Annotated in this window: 14 protein-coding genes, 1 tRNA gene, 3 rRNA genes, 1 other RNA gene and 1 pseudogene; 6 read left to right on the top strand and 14 right to left on the bottom strand. The window is 41.8% G+C overall.

Translation table 11 applies throughout. The features are described from left to right. Positions 1-175 precede the first annotated feature (175 nt). The 9 genes from rrf to ffs form a co-directional block, all read right to left on the bottom strand. A 5S ribosomal RNA gene (gene rrf / locus MKY51_RS00235) occupies positions 176-291 on the bottom strand. A gap of 187 nt (positions 292-478) precedes the next feature. Beyond that, a 23S ribosomal RNA gene (locus MKY51_RS00230) occupies positions 479-3,407 on the bottom strand. 231 nt (positions 3,408-3,638) lie between these two features. Continuing rightward, positions 3,639-5,194 (bottom strand): 16S ribosomal RNA (locus MKY51_RS00225). Together the 16S, 23S and 5S rRNA genes form the textbook arrangement of a ribosomal RNA operon. 274 nt (positions 5,195-5,468) lie before the next feature. Continuing rightward, complete coding sequence (locus tag MKY51_RS00220) at positions 5,469-5,717, bottom strand: pro-sigmaK processing inhibitor BofA family protein (protein WP_231918680.1); 249 nt, start codon at positions 5,715-5,717, stop codon at positions 5,469-5,471. Positions 5,718-5,801: 84 nt separating this feature from the next. Further along, positions 5,802-6,017, bottom strand: coding sequence for a YaaL family protein (locus MKY51_RS00215; protein WP_339174635.1), 216 nt, complete (start codon positions 6,015-6,017; stop codon positions 5,802-5,804). Between the two features lie 16 nt (positions 6,018-6,033). Continuing rightward, positions 6,034-6,630, bottom strand: coding sequence for a recombination mediator RecR (recR, locus tag MKY51_RS00210; protein ID WP_079523431.1), 597 nt, complete (start codon positions 6,628-6,630; stop codon positions 6,034-6,036). Positions 6,631-6,700: 70 nt separating this feature from the next. After that, positions 6,701-7,015 (bottom strand): YbaB/EbfC family nucleoid-associated protein, encoded by a 315-nt coding sequence (locus MKY51_RS00205; RefSeq protein ID WP_339174634.1) that lies wholly within the window; start codon positions 7,013-7,015, stop codon positions 6,701-6,703. Positions 7,016-7,040: 25 nt separating this feature from the next. Then, positions 7,041-8,792: a DNA polymerase III subunit gamma/tau gene (dnaX, locus tag MKY51_RS00200; protein ID WP_339174632.1), complete on the bottom strand. Its 1,752-nt coding sequence runs from the start codon at positions 8,790-8,792 to the stop codon at positions 7,041-7,043. Between the two features lie 224 nt (positions 8,793-9,016). Next, positions 9,017-9,284, bottom strand: an RNA gene (gene ffs / locus MKY51_RS00195) — signal recognition particle sRNA large type. Between the two features lie 159 nt (positions 9,285-9,443). Between ffs and MKY51_RS00190 the strand changes: the two genes are divergently transcribed. The 3 genes from MKY51_RS00190 to MKY51_RS00180 all read left to right on the top strand — a co-directional run bounded on the left by MKY51_RS00190 (position 9,444) and on the right by MKY51_RS00180 (position 11,461). Further along, positions 9,444-9,536 (top strand) — tRNA-Ser (locus tag MKY51_RS00190). A gap of 165 nt (positions 9,537-9,701) precedes the next feature. Beyond that, positions 9,702-10,964: an ATP-binding protein gene (locus MKY51_RS00185; RefSeq protein ID WP_339174630.1), complete on the top strand. Its 1,263-nt coding sequence runs from the start codon at positions 9,702-9,704 to the stop codon at positions 10,962-10,964. Further along, on the top strand, positions 10,964-11,461 hold the full coding sequence (locus MKY51_RS00180; protein WP_339174628.1) for a response regulator: 498 nt from the start codon (positions 10,964-10,966) through the stop codon (positions 11,459-11,461). The genes MKY51_RS00185 and MKY51_RS00180 overlap by 1 nt, the downstream gene beginning before the upstream one ends. A 15-nt stretch (positions 11,462-11,476) precedes the next feature. On the opposite strand, the pseudogene MKY51_RS00175 reads toward MKY51_RS00180, so the two are convergent. Then, positions 11,477-11,611, bottom strand: a pseudogene (locus MKY51_RS00175) (histidine kinase); the annotation flags it as partial. A gap of 33 nt (positions 11,612-11,644) precedes the next feature. Here MKY51_RS00175 and MKY51_RS00170 point away from each other — a divergent pair. Continuing rightward, a complete protein-coding gene (locus MKY51_RS00170; protein ID WP_339174627.1) occupies positions 11,645-11,842 on the top strand; it encodes a DNA-binding domain-containing protein in 198 nt (65 codons plus the stop codon). An 81-nt stretch (positions 11,843-11,923) separates the two neighbouring features. Continuing rightward, positions 11,924-13,192, top strand: coding sequence for a cation:dicarboxylase symporter family transporter (locus tag MKY51_RS00165; RefSeq protein WP_339176547.1), 1,269 nt, complete (start codon positions 11,924-11,926; stop codon positions 13,190-13,192). A 45-nt stretch (positions 13,193-13,237) separates the two neighbouring features. Here MKY51_RS00165 and MKY51_RS00160 read toward each other — a convergent pair whose 3' ends face one another. Beyond that, the gene (locus MKY51_RS00160) at positions 13,238-13,858 is read right to left on the bottom strand and encodes an RraA family protein (RefSeq protein WP_339174625.1); all 621 of its coding nucleotides are present in this window, start codon (positions 13,856-13,858) and stop codon (positions 13,238-13,240) included. Between the two features lie 153 nt (positions 13,859-14,011). Here MKY51_RS00160 and MKY51_RS00155 point away from each other — a divergent pair, with 153 nt between their 5' ends. Further along, positions 14,012-14,389, top strand: a complete 378-nt coding sequence (locus MKY51_RS00155) for a sodium:proton antiporter (protein WP_339174623.1) — start codon at positions 14,012-14,014, stop codon at positions 14,387-14,389. Positions 14,390-14,434: 45 nt separating this feature from the next. Here the strand turns inward: MKY51_RS00155 and MKY51_RS00150 are convergent, their stop codons facing one another. The 3 genes from MKY51_RS00150 to MKY51_RS00140 form a co-directional block, all read right to left on the bottom strand. Beyond that, on the bottom strand, positions 14,435-15,103 hold the full coding sequence (locus MKY51_RS00150; protein WP_339174622.1) for a deoxynucleoside kinase: 669 nt from the start codon (positions 15,101-15,103) through the stop codon (positions 14,435-14,437). After that, entirely contained in the window at positions 15,100-15,738 is a 639-nt protein-coding gene (locus MKY51_RS00145) for a deoxynucleoside kinase (protein WP_339174621.1), read from the bottom strand. The genes MKY51_RS00150 and MKY51_RS00145 overlap by 4 nt, the downstream gene beginning before the upstream one ends. A 112-nt stretch (positions 15,739-15,850) precedes the next feature. Further along, a complete protein-coding gene (locus tag MKY51_RS00140; protein ID WP_339174619.1) occupies positions 15,851-16,663 on the bottom strand; it encodes a hypothetical protein in 813 nt (270 codons plus the stop codon). Positions 16,664-16,723: the final 60 nt, after the last annotated feature.

Below are 16,723 nucleotides of genomic sequence, written 5' to 3'. Positions count from 1 at the left end.
ATATACTAAAAGGTTTAAGAAACATTTCAATTCTAATTTTTTCTGTACGCACAGCTTGTTATCTTTATTTCCTTTCTGGAAATATCTTAGTTACTCTAAATTTAAAGCTAAAGTTGAATACATTTTAATTTAAACAAAACAAAAAACCCACTGATTTCTCAGTGGGTTTACATGTGCGAAGCGACGTCCTACTCTCACAGGGGGAAGCCCCCAACTACCATCGGCGCTAAAGAGCTTAACTTCCGTGTTCGGTATGGGAACGGGTGTGACCTCTTTGCCATCATCACTTCACTATTACGGCTTCCAATACACGGCGCTATCCTTCGTCAACTTCCTTCGTTCTTTCAGTCACGTACTTGAGTACGCTCCTTCAATCACTCAGTCGTTTCCTCGACTAGCTTGTGTCTTGAAACCCTTGAAAAGAATTTTCATTCTTTCAAAACTGGATAAACGTTTCATTGAGTTTGTGCAATAAAATGTGGTTAAGTCCTCGACCGATTAGTATTCGTCAGCTGCATGCGTCACCGCACTTCCACCTCGAACCTATCTACCTGATCGTCTTTCAGGGGTCTTACTTACTTGCGTAATGGGAAATCTCATCTTGAGGGGGGCTTCATGCTTAGATGCTTTCAGCACTTATCCCGTCCATACATAGCTACCCAGCGATGCCTTTGGCAAGACAACTGGTACACCAGCGGTATGTCCATCCCGGTCCTCTCGTACTAAGGACAGCTCCTCTCAAATTTCCTACGCCCACGACGGATAGGGACCGAACTGTCTCACGACGTTCTGAACCCAGCTCGCGTACCGCTTTAATGGGCGAACAGCCCAACCCTTGGGACCGACTACAGCCCCAGGATGCGATGAGCCGACATCGAGGTGCCAAACCTCCCCGTCGATGTGGACTCTTGGGGGAGATAAGCCTGTTATCCCCGGGGTAGCTTTTATCCGTTGAGCGATGGCCCTTCCATGCGGAACCACCGGATCACTAAGCCCGTCTTTCGACCCTGCTCGACTTGTAGGTCTCGCAGTCAAGCTCCCTTATGCCTTTACACTCTACGAATGATTTCCAACCATTCTGAGGGAACCTTTGGGCGCCTCCGTTACTCTTTAGGAGGCGACCGCCCCAGTCAAACTGTCCGCCTGACACTGTCTCCTACCCCGCTAAGGGGCATGGGTTAGAAGTTCAATACAACCAGGGTAGTATCCCACCGACGCCTCCTTCGAAGCTGGCGCTCCGAGATCTCTGGCTCCTACCTATCCTGTACAAGTTGTACCAAAATTCAATATCAGGCTACAGTAAAGCTCCACGGGGTCTTTCCGTCCTGTCGCGGGTAACCTGCATCTTCACAGGTACTATAATTTCACCGAGTCTCTCGTTGAGACAGTGCCCAGATCGTTACGCCTTTCGTGCGGGTCGGAACTTACCCGACAAGGAATTTCGCTACCTTAGGACCGTTATAGTTACGGCCGCCGTTTACTGGGGCTTCAATTCACAGCTTCGCTTGCGCTAACCGCTCCTCTTAACCTTCCAGCACCGGGCAGGCGTCAGCCCCTATACGTCACCTTACGGTTTTGCAGAGACCTGTGTTTTTGCTAAACAGTCGCCTGGGCCTATTCACTGCGGCTTCTCTAGGCTATGCACCCAAAGAAGCACCCCTTCTCCCGAAGTTACGGGGTCATTTTGCCGAGTTCCTTAACGAGAGTTCTCTCGCACACCTTAGGATTCTCTCCTCGACTACCTGTGTCGGTTTGCGGTACGGGCACCTCTCACCTCGATAGAGGCTTTTCTTGGCAGTGTGAAATCAGGAACTTCGCTCATACGAGCTCGTCATCACAGCTCAACGTTAGAGTATGCGGATTTGCCTACATACACGCCTTACTGCTTGAACACGCGCAACCAACGGCGTGCTTACCCTATCCTACTGCGTCCCCCCATTTCTCAAACGGTGAGGAGGTGGTACAGGAATATCAACCTGTTGTCCATCGCCTACGCCTATCGGCCTCGGCTTAGGTCCCGACTAACCCTGAGCGGACGAGCCTTCCTCAGGAAACCTTAGTCATACGGTGCATGGGATTCTCACCCATGTTTCGCTACTCATACCGGCATTCTCACTTCTAACCGCTCCACCAGTCCTTCCGGTCTGACTTCAACGCTGTTAGAACGCTCTCCTACCACGCATACTCAAAGTATGCATCCACAGCTTCGGTGAATCGTTTAGCCCCGATACATTTTCGGCGCAGCGTCACTCGACCAGTGAGCTATTACGCACTCTTTAAATGATGGCTGCTTCTAAGCCAACATCCTGGTTGTCTAAGCAACGCCACATCCTTTTCCACTTAACGATTACTTGGGGACCTTAGCTGGTGGTCTGGGCTGTTTCCCTCTTGACTACGGATCTTATCACTCGCAGTCTGACTCCCGTGTATAAATATCCGGCATTCGGAGTTTGTCTGAATTCGGTAAAGCGAGATGCCCCCCTAGTCCAAACAGTGCTCTACCTCCGGTATTCTCAATCACGAGGCTAGCCCTAAAGCTATTTCGGAGAGAACCAGCTATCTCCAGGTTCGATTGGAATTTCTCCGCTACCCACACCTCATCCCCGCACTTTTCAACGTGCGTGGGTTCGGGCCTCCAGTGAGTGTTACCTCACCTTCACCCTGGACATGGGTAGATCACCTGGTTTCGGGTCTACGACCACGTACTAATTCGCCCTATTCAGACTCGCTTTCGCTGCGGCTCCGTCTTCTCAACTTAACCTCGCACGTAATCGTAACTCGCCGGTTCATTCTACAAAAGGCACGCTATCACCCATTAACGGGCTCTAACTACTTGTAGGCACACGGTTTCAGGATCTATTTCACTCCCCTTCCGGGGTGCTTTTCACCTTTCCCTCACGGTACTGGTTCACTATCGGTCACTAGGTAGTATTTAGCCTTGGGAGATGGTCCTCCCGGATTCCGACGGAATTTCACGTGTTCCGCCGTACTCAGGATCCACTCTGGAGGGAATGAACTTTTGACTACAGGGCTTTTACCTCGTTTCGCGGACCTTTCCAAGTCGCTTCGTCTAGTTCATTCTTTTGTAACTCCGTATAGAGTGTCCTACAACCCCAAAGAGCAAGCTCTTTGGTTTGGGCTCTTCCCGTTTCGCTCGCCGCTACTCAGGGAATCGAATTTTCTTTCTGTTCCTGCAGGTACTTAGATGTTTCAGTTCTCTGCGTCTGTCTTCGACACGCTATGAATTCACGTGAAGATACTATCCGATTAAAGATAGTGGGTTCCCCCATTCGGAAATCCCCGGATCAAAGCTTACTTACAGCTCCCCGAGGCATATCGGTGTTAGTGCCGTCCTTCATCGACTCCTAGTGCCAAGGCATCCACCGTGCGCCCTTATTAACTTAACCAAAAGTTAACACTTGGAACGAGTCCAAGATTTAAGTTTACACGTCAATTGCTTGACTTGTTTAAAAATCTATAAAATAGAAATTTGATTTATTGCTTTCAATGTCGTTTTATCCAGTTTTCAAAGAACGAGTGTTTTGAAGTATTTCATTCATTTAAGAATGAACCTTCAAAACTGAACAGCAAACGTTAATGTTTCATTCCCCAAGGGAATGATTCCGAAAAATCCTTAGAAAGGAGGTGATCCAGCCGCACCTTCCGATACGGCTACCTTGTTACGACTTCACCCCAATCATCTATCCCACCTTCGGCGGCTGGCTCCAAAAGGTTACCTCACCGACTTCGGGTGTTACAAACTCTCGTGGTGTGACGGGCGGTGTGTACAAGGCCCGGGAACGTATTCACCGCGGCATGCTGATCCGCGATTACTAGCGATTCCGGCTTCATGTAGGCGAGTTGCAGCCTACAATCCGAACTGAGAACGGTTTTATCGGATTAGCTCCCCCTCGCGGGTTGGCAACCGTTTGTACCGTCCATTGTAGCACGTGTGTAGCCCAGGTCATAAGGGGCATGATGATTTGACGTCATCCCCACCTTCCTCCGGTTTATCACCGGCAGTCTCCTTAGAGTGCCCAACTGAATGATGGCAACTAAGAATAAGGGTTGCGCTCGTTGCGGGACTTAACCCAACATCTCACGACACGAGCTGACGACAACCATGCACCACCTGTCACCGTTGCCCCCGAAGGGGAAACTATGTCTCCATAGTGGTCACCGGGATGTCAAGACCTGGTAAGGTTCTTCGCGTTGCTTCGAATTAAACCACATGCTCCACCGCTTGTGCGGGCCCCCGTCAATTCCTTTGAGTTTCAGTCTTGCGACCGTACTCCCCAGGCGGAGTGCTTAATGCGTTAGCTGCAGCACTGAGGGGCGGAAACCCCCCAACACTTAGCACTCATCGTTTACGGCGTGGACTACCAGGGTATCTAATCCTGTTTGCTCCCCACGCTTTCGCGCCTCAGTGTCAGTTACAGACCAGACAGTCGCCTTCGCCACTGGTGTTCCTCCAAATCTCTACGCATTTCACCGCTACACTTGGAATTCCACTATCCTCTTCTGCACTCAAGTTCCCCAGTTTCCAATGACCCTCCCCGGTTGAGCCGGGGGCTTTCACATCAGACTTAAGGAACCACCTGCGCGCGCTTTACGCCCAATAATTCCGGACAACGCTTGCCACCTACGTATTACCGCGGCTGCTGGCACGTAGTTAGCCGTGGCTTTCTAACAAGGTACCGTCAAGGTAGCGCCAGTTACTACGCTACTTGTTCTTCCCTTGCAACAGAGTTTTACGAACCGAAATCCTTCTTCACTCACGCGGCGTTGCTCCATCAGACTTTCGTCCATTGTGGAAGATTCCCTACTGCTGCCTCCCGTAGGAGTCTGGGCCGTGTCTCAGTCCCAGTGTGGCCGATCACCCTCTCAGGTCGGCTACGCATCGTTGCCTTGGTGAGCCGTTACCTCACCAACTAGCTAATGCGCCGCGGGTCCATCTTATAGTGACAGCCGAAACCGTCTTTCAACTTCAAAACATGTGTTAAAAAGTGTTATTCGGTATTAGCCCCGGTTTCCCGGAGTTATCCCAATCTATAAGGTAGGTTACCCACGTGTTACTCACCCGTCCGCCGCTAAAATTTTAAAGGTGCAAGCACCAATAAAATTTCCGCTCGACTTGCATGTATTAGGCACGCCGCCAGCGTTCGTCCTGAGCCAGGATCAAACTCTCCATAAAAGTAGTTTGAAAGCTCATTTGCTTTGCTAGCGATCCAACTTCGTTAGAAGTTGAAATCTATTGTTTGCTTCATTTAAGAAGCTTATTTCATTAACGTTGCTTGTTCAGTTTTCAAGGTTCATTGCGTCGTTTAAGTGACAACTTTTATATCTTACCATTCTTATAATGTTATGTCAACATTTATTTTGAAATGTTTTTCGATATTCGTTGTCGTCGTTGCGACTTATAATAATATATCACGATATTATTCACTTAGCAATAGTTTTTATTATTTTTATTTAAATAGTATTAATAATGTTACGCACATCATACCAGGAATGCCTAAGATAGCGATTGTAAGGACCGAAAAGAAGTTGATAGGCACATAAAAAAGAAACCCTGCTGCCCCGATCATTAAGTTCCCTAAAAATAGAACGACGATAACAACTGCAATTTTAAACCAGAACCAGGCAAAGTACTCCCACACTTTCCCTCTTGCATTTTTGTTTAATAAAAAAAGAAACAAGACAACAAAACACACCATAGCTATAACTATGTATTGCATAGCACCATCCTTTTTTATTTAGTGGTAACATATGCAACTGCTTCGCTTCTTATTTCTAAAAGATTATTTAATTAGTACACGACGTACACGCGCTTCTTTATATAAGTAATAATGTATGCTTTCGGCTTTTTTTCGTTCGGCAATTACACTTAAGTTATAATCGTCGGTCAATCCTTCAATTACCTTCGCACTTTGTAAAGCTTCTTTTGTCTCTTTAATAGAAGAAACTAGTTTCTCATCGAATTCTTTTTTGAGTTTCCCTTTTCGAGAAAATAACATGGGGCTTCCTCCTATATTACAGCTCGCGACGACCTTCCAGCGCTTTTGATAGTGTTACTTCATCTGCATATTCTAAATCTCCGCCAACAGGTAATCCGTGTGCAATACGTGTAGTGCGAATACCTGATGGTTTAACAAGGCGGGAAATATACATCGCTGTCGCTTCCCCTTCTATTGTCGGGTTCGTCGCTAAAATTAACTCTTGTACACGCTCATCATGCAAGCGCCCCAATAAAGAAGCTACATTAATATCTTCAGGCCCTATACCGTCCATCGGAGAAATTGCACCGTGTAACACATGATAAAGACCTTGGTAATCACGCATTTTCTCCATAGCTATTACATCTTTCGGATCTTGTACAACACAAATTGTTGATACATCACGTTGTTTATCTGAACAAATATGACAAGGGTCGATATCTGTTATATGACCACATTGAGAGCAATAAAGTAGGTTACGTTTTGCGTCAACAAGTGCTTTTGCAAATGTCGATACAGTATCTTCTTTCATTGTTAATACGTGAAACGCAAGTCGAGCAGCTGTTTTCGGACCAATGCCCGGCAACTTCATGAAGCTGTCTATTAATCGAGATATCGGTTCTGGATAATGCATTCTGTTCCCCCTTCTTTAAAAAGGCACATCCCAATATTTGAGATGTGCGCTACGTTCTACTTGATTCAACTTAGAAAGGAAGGTTCATTCCTTGTGTGAATTTACCCATTGTAGAATTCGTTGTCTCTTCAACTTTTTTCAATGCTTCATTTGTTGCAATAACCATTAAATCTTGAAGCATTTCAATATCTTCCGGATCTACTACAGACTCATCTAAATTTACTTCAAGCATTTGACGTTGGCCGTTCATTACTACCTTTACCATTCCGCCGCCTGCTGCACCTTCAAATACCTGTGCATTTAAAGCCTCTTGTGCTTCCATCATTTCTTTTTGCATCTTTTGCATTTTTTTCATCATGCCTTGCATATTACCCATACCACGCATCTTATTTCCTCCTTAAAATGTGTATTTATTCTTCGATAACCTCAACAAAGTCTTTTCCAAAACGCTTTTCGGCTTCTGTAATGAGCGGATCTTGCGCTTCCATTACTTGAACATCGTCAAGGAAAGGGGGCTCCTCATTTAAATCCTCCACCGGATTTACTTCATCCGATGGCGATTTTTTTTGATTTAAGCCATTTTCATTTATAAAGTTTTCACGCAAACGAATCCAAGCTGGTTCCGGTATACATAAAAGCTCATATTGAATCCCTATTTCCGAAGCGATCTGCTGTGTAAACAATGAAACAAGTGCATTGTTGTCAGCTACCATTTGACAATGTATATCATACTTGAATTTTATCACAAAAGCACTTGCATTTGCGGCTACAGGCTCTGCATCCGCCAATAAAGCTGCATGTGATTTTTGCAAGCTTGCCAAACCACCCGCCCACGCAGATTTCACTTTTTGCAGATCGGGTTTCGTTGCAGTCTTTAATACTTCCTGAATACGGCCTGTCGGAGCATTATATTGATTTCCTTGTGGACGTACACGCTGGCGGGACTGTTCCTTTTGTTGAACAGGTGCGCCCCCTCCACCATTTTGAAGCTGTTGAGTCAGTTGACCTAATCGGCTTTCAAGTGAGGCTACCTTACCTTCAATAGCCGGATCGACTGCTGCCGTCGCTTGCGGTGATGCTTTATATTGAGCCATTTTTAAAAGGGCCGTTTCTAAATATATTTTCGTATGATGCGAAAACCGCATTTCTTGCTGGGTCTTCGCCAAAATATCGATAAAACCGTAAAGTGTATTAGCTTCAAACTGAGCCGCTAATGATAAAAACTTTTCTTCCGGTGAAATAAACTCCAATAACTCCTCTAACGTACCGTCTGTCTTTAATAGAAGCAGATCTCGGAAGAACGTAATAAAATCTTCCGCAAGGCGTAATGGTTCTTTCCCGTCAGCAATCAGGTTTTCGACACTGCCTAATACTTGGGCAACATCCTTTTCCTGCAGGGAAACCGCAATATCATAAAATGCATCCTGGCTTACAGAACCTGTTACAAGAAGCACATCGTCCAATTGAACGTGTTCATTACTAAATGAAACAACCTGATCAAGTAAGCTTAATGCATCACGCATACCCCCTGCTGCAGCTTGGGCGATTGCCTTTAATGCCTGCTCATCATAGCCCATACCGATATCCTCTAATACAACCTTCATACGCTCTACTATATCTATAGAAGAAAGTCGTTTAAAATCAAATCGCTGACAGCGGGAAATAATTGTTGCTGGTAGTTTATGAGGCTCTGTTGTCGCCAAAATAAATACCGCATGCTCAGGTGGCTCTTCAAGTGTTTTTAATAATGCATTGAATGCGCTCGTAGAAAGCATATGCACCTCATCTATAATGTACACTTTAAAACGTGCATTAGCCGGGGCAAAACGGACTTTTTCAATAATATCGCGCATTTCTTCCACTCTCGAATTGGACGCGGCATCAAATTCTATTACATCTGTATGTGAACCTTCCGTAATACTTATACATGTAGGGCATTCATTGCATGGCTCACTTGCCGGGGCGTTTTCACAGTTCAATGCTTTTGCGAAAATTTTTGCAGTACTCGTTTTCCCTGTTCCTCGAGGACCGGAAAATAGATAGGCATGTGTTGTCTTGCTTGCGAGGAGAGCATTTTGAAGGGTCCTCTTTACATGTGTCTGACCTGACATTTCTCTGAATGACTGGGGTCTATAAACACGATAAAACGCTTGATATGTCAACCTTTCCCCTCTCCCTTCCATTTAAAAATACATATATTCAGTATAGCATAAAGTAAGTATAAACTCTTTTGAAATGAGATGAATAATTAATCTGTAACATCCGTCAGGACATACTTTATTCAGCAGCCATTTGATAGCACATTGACCAAAGTTAAACTCTTTTTTTCATATAAAAAACGCACCCACCAATAAATGATGGATGCGTTTGAAATGGTAATTTAATACCGTGCACCTTTCTTCGACTGCCGCACATAAGCGTTACTCTTGTCGCCAGCTCGGGTTAGGCTACCCCGCGGCACATAAGTGATACCACTTAATGCTGCTTCCTTCCGGACCTGACATGGTTCATGGGTACTTATTGCGCAGGACCCAACCGTCAACACTACGTGCAAAAGGCAGGCCAAACAATACGGACAGCCTCAGAAAAGGAATTCAATCTTGCTAGAGCGGATTGCAAGTTACAGGGCACCGCTACCTCCCCATCTAGCACGGCAAGTATTAGTATACTAAGCAAGCTATCAAATTGCAATGAATTGCTTTAATTAATTTTTTCCAATCCAAAAATTTTAGAGATTTTTTTATCCAAATTTTATTGACGCAAAACGGATTACGTGGTAAATTAATCTTTGTCGAAAAGACATCTTATATTTTGGAGGTATACCCAAGTCTGGCTGAAGGGATCGGTCTTGAAAACCGACAGGCGGGTAACACCGCGCGGGGGTTCGAATCCCTCTACCTCCTCCATTTTTGAACTTTCATCCGCTACTTAGTTGAGCGGGTTTTTTTATATCTAAATTCGCTTTTAAGTACTATTTCTACTCGTTGGAAATAGTACTTTTTTGTATTTATAGATAACTTTCTTGTACAATTAAGTACTATGTCATGTTTGTAAAGGGCGGTATATCAAAATTGGAATCAACACAGCCACATATTAAAACAACTAAACTTTTTCTATTTATGCTACTTGTCGGCTTATTGACGGCTGTTGGTGGAGAAATTAAAATAATACCTTTTGAAGAAGGACCTTTTCGGTTCGGTTTAGGAAGTATTATATTCTTTTTCGCTTTACTGATTCGTCCCATACCGATTGTATCTACGGGTTTATTGACTGCACTAATCGTTATTGTCGGTCGATCGTTACTGGATATTTTTATATATGGACAAAGCTTCCTTTCTCAAATTATTGAACATTTGCCGGCAGGGGCTTTCTATATAATGTTTGCACTATGCTTTAAGCTAATTCCGCTGGATGAGTTAAAAAAACAACCGCTTATGCTTGGTTTGTTGGCAACTGCTTCCGAAGTAATCTCCAACACCATTGAACATATATTAACGGACATTCTGCTTGTTTCTGATCTGGAAAATGTTACTTCCTTTTTATTATTCATTCTCGTTGGATTACTGCGCAGTTATTTTGTTGTTGGCATTTACAGCATGATTACGATGTCGGAACAGAAGAAACAGCTGAAACAGCTCATGACGATTCACTCGGAACTATATGTAGAAGCGTTATATCTTCAAAAAACGATGACCCAAATCGAGCAGCTTACAGCAAACAGTTACCAGCTTTATAAAAAGCTGAAATCAAATGAAGCACAGCTAGCTTCCGATGCTTTACATATTGCCCAGGAAATTCATGAAGTAAAAAAAGATAATGAACGCATTCATGCCGGGATTTCTAAAATTACGTCGAGAAATTACCCGTCTAATTTTCTATTGACTGATTTACTAAGCTTTATTGTGGAGGCAAATGAAAATTATGCAGCCTATTTAAATAAATCAATTTCCTTTACACTGATTTGTCCAAATGATTTTCAAACAAAAAATCATATAGCGCTATTTGCTATTCTGAATAATTTAATGGCTAATGCTGTGGAGGCCATTGAAGAGAGCGGATTTATTACATTGAATGTTGCAGTTGAACAGGATACGATTTCTTTTATTGTAGAAGATAATGGAGTTGGTATTGATGCAGCACTCATACCAATCATTTTTGATCCAGGTTATACATCCAAGTTTAACGAACAAGGCCAGGGTTCTACAGGAATCGGTCTTTCCCATACAAAAACAATTGTTGAAAATCTTAAAGGGAATATTCACGTAACGAGCAATACATCGACTTGTTTTGTTGTGCAAATTCCTACAAAAAGTATTCAAAAGGAGAATTACTAATGCGCTATTTTATAGTAGATGATGACCGGGCAAGCCGTATGATGCTCAGTAATATTATTAACGACTGTGAACTCGGAGCTGTTATTGGAGAGGCCAAAAACGGTCTGGATGCCATTCCACAAATTTTGATGATGCAGCCGGAGTTTGTATTAATTGATTTACTTATGCCGCAGTTGGATGGAATTGAAACTATTGAACGCCTTCAACAAAATGGATTTAAAGGTCAGTTTATTATGATCTCACAAGTTGTTAATAAAGAAATGGTCGCTGAAGGCTATTCAAAAGGAATTGAATTTTTTATTCATAAGCCTATTAATAAGGTCGAAGTACAAATGGTATTAAAACGGACAACTGAGCAATACTTATTAAGAAATTCTTTGCAAGTTATTCGTCAGTCCCTGACAAACTTTGATATTACGGATGTGACACATACAAAGAAGACGGCACGGGAACATATTTCGGCGTACACGTTGTTCAATCGCCTTACTTTCTTTTAAAATATCGTCCGGTGTATTTTTCGTCAGCATAGCTACACGTTCATATACTTCTTTCAACGGAGGAAGCGGCGCAATTTTATGCTTTTCGATTAATAGCTGTTCAATAATTTTAATAATATCTTCACTTCCGACTTCAGCGACAATGCCCATATCATTTAAGATCGACTTACGATATTAGCTGCAATGATTAACTTGGCGAACTTAGGGATTGTCGATTATACAAACTCTGAATTTGAATATTATACCCCACGCTATTTTGACTTGACGGACATCCGTCACTTAATGAATCAAATAGAGAAAAATGAGCAACGTAAAGCAAAAGTGAACATAAAAAAATTCATTCAAGTTTTATATTCCGAAATTATTAGTAAAGTGGATTAGTCGGTTTTTGTCGGATTTTGTATGTATCTAATAAAATTAGTTTTAGGCTAGTCCTGAATCTGATTTTTTAGGAGGAACTATATTTTGAAAAAGTTTAAAATTAGTTTAGCCGCGCAAATTTTAATCGGTCTTGTACTCGGTGTTATCGTAGGTGCTGTGTTCTTTGGTAATACAACTGCACAGTCTTACTTACAGCCACTTGGCGATATTTTCTTAAACTTAATTAAGATGATCGTAGTACCGATTATTATTTCGACACTGATCGTTGGTGTTGCCGGAACTGGTGATATGAAACAATTGGGTCGTCTTGGCGGTAAAACACTTATTTACTTCGAAGTTATTACAACAGTTGCGATTGTTGTTGGTTTATTAGCAGCAAACCTATTCCAACCAGGTGCTGGAATTGATATGAGTTCATTAGAGAAATCTGATATTTCTTCTTATGTACAAACAACGGAAGCTGAAGAAGACAAAAGCAAAATGCAAATTATTGTAGATATCGTTCCTAAAAACATTGTAAATGCAATGGCAGAAGGCGATATGCTAGCAATTATTTTCTTCTCTGTAATTTTCGGTTTAGGTGTAGCAGCAATTGGTGATCGCGGAAAACCAGTGCTCGCATTCTTCCAAGGTACCGCAGACGCCATGTTCTGGGTCACAAACTTAGTAATGAAGTTCGCACCAATTGGTGTATTTGCACTTATAGGTGTAACCGTTTCCAAATTCGGTGTAGAATCCCTAATACCATTAGGTAAATTGGCAATTTTAGTTTATGCAACAATGATTTTCTTCGTAATTGTTGTATTAGGTCTTACTGCCCGTATTTTCGGTATTAATATCTTTAAATTAATTCGTATGATTAAGGACGAGCTATTACTGGCTTATACGACTTCTTCATCAGAGACAGTATTACCTCGTATTATGTTGAAAACAGAAAAAATGGGGGCACCGAAAGATATCGTATCATTCGTAATCCCGACAGGTTATTCATTCAACTTAGACGGTTCTACTCTTTACCAGGCGATTGCAGCAATCTTCATTGCGCAAATGTACGGTATTGACCTTTCAATTATGGAACAGATTACATTAATGCTTGTATTAATGGTAACATCTAAAGGTATTGCAGGTGTTCCAGGGGTATCTTTCGTAGTACTTCTTGCAACATTAGGTTCTGTAGGTATTCCACTTGAAGGTTTAGCATTCATTGCAGGTATTGACCGTATTTTAGATATGGCCCGTACAGCTGTAAACGTAGTAGGTAACACATTGGCTGCACTTGTAATGGCAAAATGGGAAAAACGTTTCGACGAGAAGCAATTTGCTGAATACCAAGCTGCGAACTTAAAATAAAATTATAAAATGGCGTAGTGAACGATAACTTCACTACGCCATTTTTTATTTCACTACTTTTGCTAAATAAGCGCGGATCGATGCTTCCCCATTATGTAATGCTTCTTGTGCACGCTCTTCATCTTTTGCAACTTTTGCTTCTGCAGCTTCAATAATCTTTTCAACATCCTGCTGAGGGATGATAACGACCCCATCGCTATCACCTACTACATAATCGCCTGTTTGAACAGCCACATTGCCTACAGATACGGCTATGCCTACTGTCCCGCCACCGTGTTTATTGCCTGCTGCCACTGTTGTACCTAATGCAAATACCGGAAAATCAATTTCTTTTGCAGCTGCTATATCGCGAATAACCCCGTCCACGACAAAACCTTGTACACCGACACCTTGCGCCAGTTGCATAACAAAATCCCCTGCTACAGCGCGATTCGTATTGCCTTTAGCATCAATGACTAAAATTTCCCCTTTTTCAGCCTGACTGATTGCTTCTAGTACTGCGCCATTTTCCCCATCCGGCAGGCGGACCGTTCTTGCTTGTCCGGCAATTTTAAAGTGTTCGGCAAGCGGTTTAATTGCGGATGCTACATTCGTATGTCCCCCTGTTGCATCGGAAATCGCTGTCGTCGGTAATGCCCGTAAACGCTCTACCATCGATAAAGTCATATTCCCATCCCCTTTTCGCTATACTGTTACAAACCGTAAAAATTTGTAATTACAACAAGCATAAACGATATAACTTTTCCTTCGCAATATTTTTTAAAGTCGTTACAAATATACTTATATTGGGAATACTATTAATAAAAGGAGGGAACTATATTGAACAACTCGCTCATTGAAACGGTAACGGATGAAAGTGGGAAGAAAACTTATAAAATGAAGACCTTCGATATCCAAGTTACGGCCCGGCTGACAGGTGGTCTTGCCCCTACAATCACATATATGCATCGAGATAAAGACGTTACAGATGATATTCGTGCGATTCGCTTTCATTTTGAAAACCCGGCATCATATATCGAAGACTATGCTTCTTTCCAAAGAATGCTTTATGAAAGAGAACAGCGTGCAGTGAATGAACTCTACGAATCCATCAGTATGAAACCTAAAAATATGACGACTGGTAAACAGGTTTTATGGAGCTTTTTTGTCTTTGTGCTTATCATGACTCCAATTTTTATTATCGTTTGGACAAAATGAAAAAGACTGATTTCCGCTATCATACAGAAATCAGTCCTTTTTTTATTATTTTCGTAAATGACTTGTTTGTTCAAGCATATAACCGATACGTGCTACGACATCCTCAACTTGTGCAGGATTTTTCATTAAATCGTAATCGTTAATATCAATACGCAGTACTGGACATGCATTGAAGTTGTTAATCCAGTCTTCATAGCGTCCGTGCATTTCTTCCCAGTACGAATGAGGTGTTTGCTGTTCCATCTCGCGTCCACGTTCATGAATACGTCCAATCACATCATCAATTGGCCCTTCCAAATATACAAGTAAATCCGGATGCGGGAAATATGGTGTCATAACCATTGCATCAAATAGATTTGTATATGTTTCATAATCTGTCGGTGTCATTGTACCTTTGTCATAATGCATCTTCGCAAAAATACCTGTATCTTCGTAAATGGAACGGTCCTGTATAAAGCCCCCGCCATATTCAAAAATACGCTTCTGTTCTTTAAAACGTTCAGCAAGGAAATACACTTGCAAATGGAAGCTCCACTTTTCAAAATCATCATAAAATTTATCTAAATAAGGGTTTGTATCAACCTTTTCATATGAGGTACGGAAGTTTAAGCTATGTGATAACGCTTTTGTCATTGTTGATTTTCCGACACCGACTGTTCCTGCAATTGTAATCACTGCATTAGCAGGAATATTGTACTTCTCTCTTAAGTTCATTTCTGATGCAAACTCCTTTGTTGTAACTTTTCTTCTACTAATCGTAGTACGTACTGTAAATCTTCTTCATTTTTCACAAAATCAAGCTCATCTCCATTTAATGAGATGACAGGAATTTCTGGATGCATCTTTTCAAAATGTCCGATAAATTGATGATAATCGCCTGAAAGTTGTTCCATATATTCTCGTGAAATATTCTTTTCCATTTCACGACCGCGCATCGCGATCCGTTTCATTAATGTATCTAAGCTTGCATGTAAATAAATGACCATATTTGGCTTTGGCATATCAGCAGTTAAAATTCGGTAGATCGACTCGTACTTTTCATACTCTGTAGGCTTTAAAGTACGCTTTGCAAAGATCAAATTTTTAAATATATGATAATCAGCCACTACTGGCCCTTGTGCTCCAAGAATTTCATGAATATCAGATAATTGTTTATAGCGATTGCACAGGAAAAACATTTCCGTTTGGAAGCTCCATTCACTAATATCTTCATAGAACTTACCGAGAAATGGATTTTCATCTACAATCTCTTTTAATAAATGATAATCAAACGTTTGTGATACGGCCTTAGATAATGAGGTCTTCCCAACACCAATCGGACCTTCTACTGTTATAAATGGCACAGACATTAGAAGTGCTCCTTCTCTTTTTATAGTCAATGCTTTTAATTTTATCACAACGTTCTTTAGACAACAAAGCAAACTATTCTATTTTACCGAATTCGTGCATAGCCAATTTCTACTAATCAAATTGTGCCAGTGCTTGCTCCTGTAATTCGAATAACTTTTCACGCTGTTCCTCATAGTCAGCATTTATTTTTTCTTGCTGGGTAAATACCATTTCCTGAAAAGACTGTTCTTTTTCCATAAAATTTTGTTCGATTTGCTCATAGTTTTTCTCTGTTTTTTCGGATAAATCCTGCAATGCCTCGAATAACTGGTCATCCAGCTGGCTTTGTGAAGCAGCCTCATTGTCGATAAGGGTTTCGATGGCCTCATCACGCCTTTGTTCAAACCCGTGGCATCTCTCTTCAAACAGCTGTTCTGCATCCTCGAACTGCTGATTATATTTTATCAAGATGTCTGTTAGCTCCTGATGTAAATTATCGATTGCCCGTTCCATTGCCTCTGTCAGCCCTGAAGCGTGTGTAAATTGTGATAGTAGCTTTTGTTGCTCGTTATTGTAGGTTTGAAACTTTCTGCGTTCTTCTGCTTGTTTTTGCTCAAGAAGTTCCATCTTATTGACTTGATAGTTTTTCTTTTCCTCTTCAATAGCATTTTTAAAGTTTTCTAATATAACTTTTCTTTTGTTGGCGAATAACATTTCAATTTTCTCGATTGCTTGATCGCGATTTTGTTTAAGTTTGTTTTCTTCCTGTTCATGCTGCAGTGCAATGGCAGCCTTTTGCTGTTCATATTGCTTCTTCAATGTAAGAGCTACTTGCTGCTCATTTCTTTCAATCATCAACAATTTCTGTTCATACTCAATATCTAGATCAGCCAATGCTGTTTCAAAATAATCATTTGCTTCTTCCAAGGTTTGAAATGATTTCATTACTGTTCTCCTTCAAACTTTTCCTCCATCATAGCATGATTTATTTCTTGTCGCCCAACT

The sequence above is a fragment of the Solibacillus sp. FSL R5-0691 genome, assembly GCF_037974225.1.
Taxonomy (GTDB): Bacteria; Bacillota; Bacilli; order Bacillales_A; family Planococcaceae; genus Solibacillus.
The sequence above is the reverse complement of the archived record's forward strand: the minus strand, read 5'-3'. Positions and strand labels throughout refer to the sequence as shown.

Excerpts from the sequence above, each read along its gene's own strand:
- MKY51_RS00145 (WP_339174621.1), bottom strand. The coding sequence starts at position 15,738 with ATGTCTGTGCCATTTATAACAGTAGAAGGTCCGATTGGTGTTGGGAAG.
- MKY51_RS00215 (WP_339174635.1), bottom strand. The coding sequence starts at position 6,017 with ATGTTATTTTCTCGAAAAGGGAAACTCAAAAAAGAATTCGATGAGAAA.
- recR (WP_079523431.1), bottom strand. The coding sequence starts at position 6,630 with ATGCATTATCCAGAACCGATATCTCGATTAATAGACAGCTTCATGAAG.
- MKY51_RS00170 (WP_339174627.1), top strand. The coding sequence starts at position 11,645 with ATGATTAACTTGGCGAACTTAGGGATTGTCGATTATACAAACTCTGAA.
- MKY51_RS00140 (WP_339174619.1), bottom strand. The coding sequence starts at position 16,663 with ATGAAATCATTTCAAACCTTGGAAGAAGCAAATGATTATTTTGAAACA.
- MKY51_RS00150 (WP_339174622.1), bottom strand. The coding sequence starts at position 15,103 with ATGAACTTAAGAGAGAAGTACAATATTCCTGCTAATGCAGTGATTACA.
- MKY51_RS00160 (WP_339174625.1), bottom strand. The coding sequence starts at position 13,858 with ATGACTTTATCGATGGTAGAGCGTTTACGGGCATTACCGACGACAGCG.
- MKY51_RS00180 (WP_339174628.1), top strand. The coding sequence starts at position 10,964 with ATGCGCTATTTTATAGTAGATGATGACCGGGCAAGCCGTATGATGCTC.
- MKY51_RS00205 (WP_339174634.1), bottom strand. The coding sequence starts at position 7,015 with ATGCGTGGTATGGGTAATATGCAAGGCATGATGAAAAAAATGCAAAAG.
- MKY51_RS00220 (WP_231918680.1), bottom strand. The coding sequence starts at position 5,717 with ATGGTGTGTTTTGTTGTCTTGTTTCTTTTTTTATTAAACAAAAATGCA.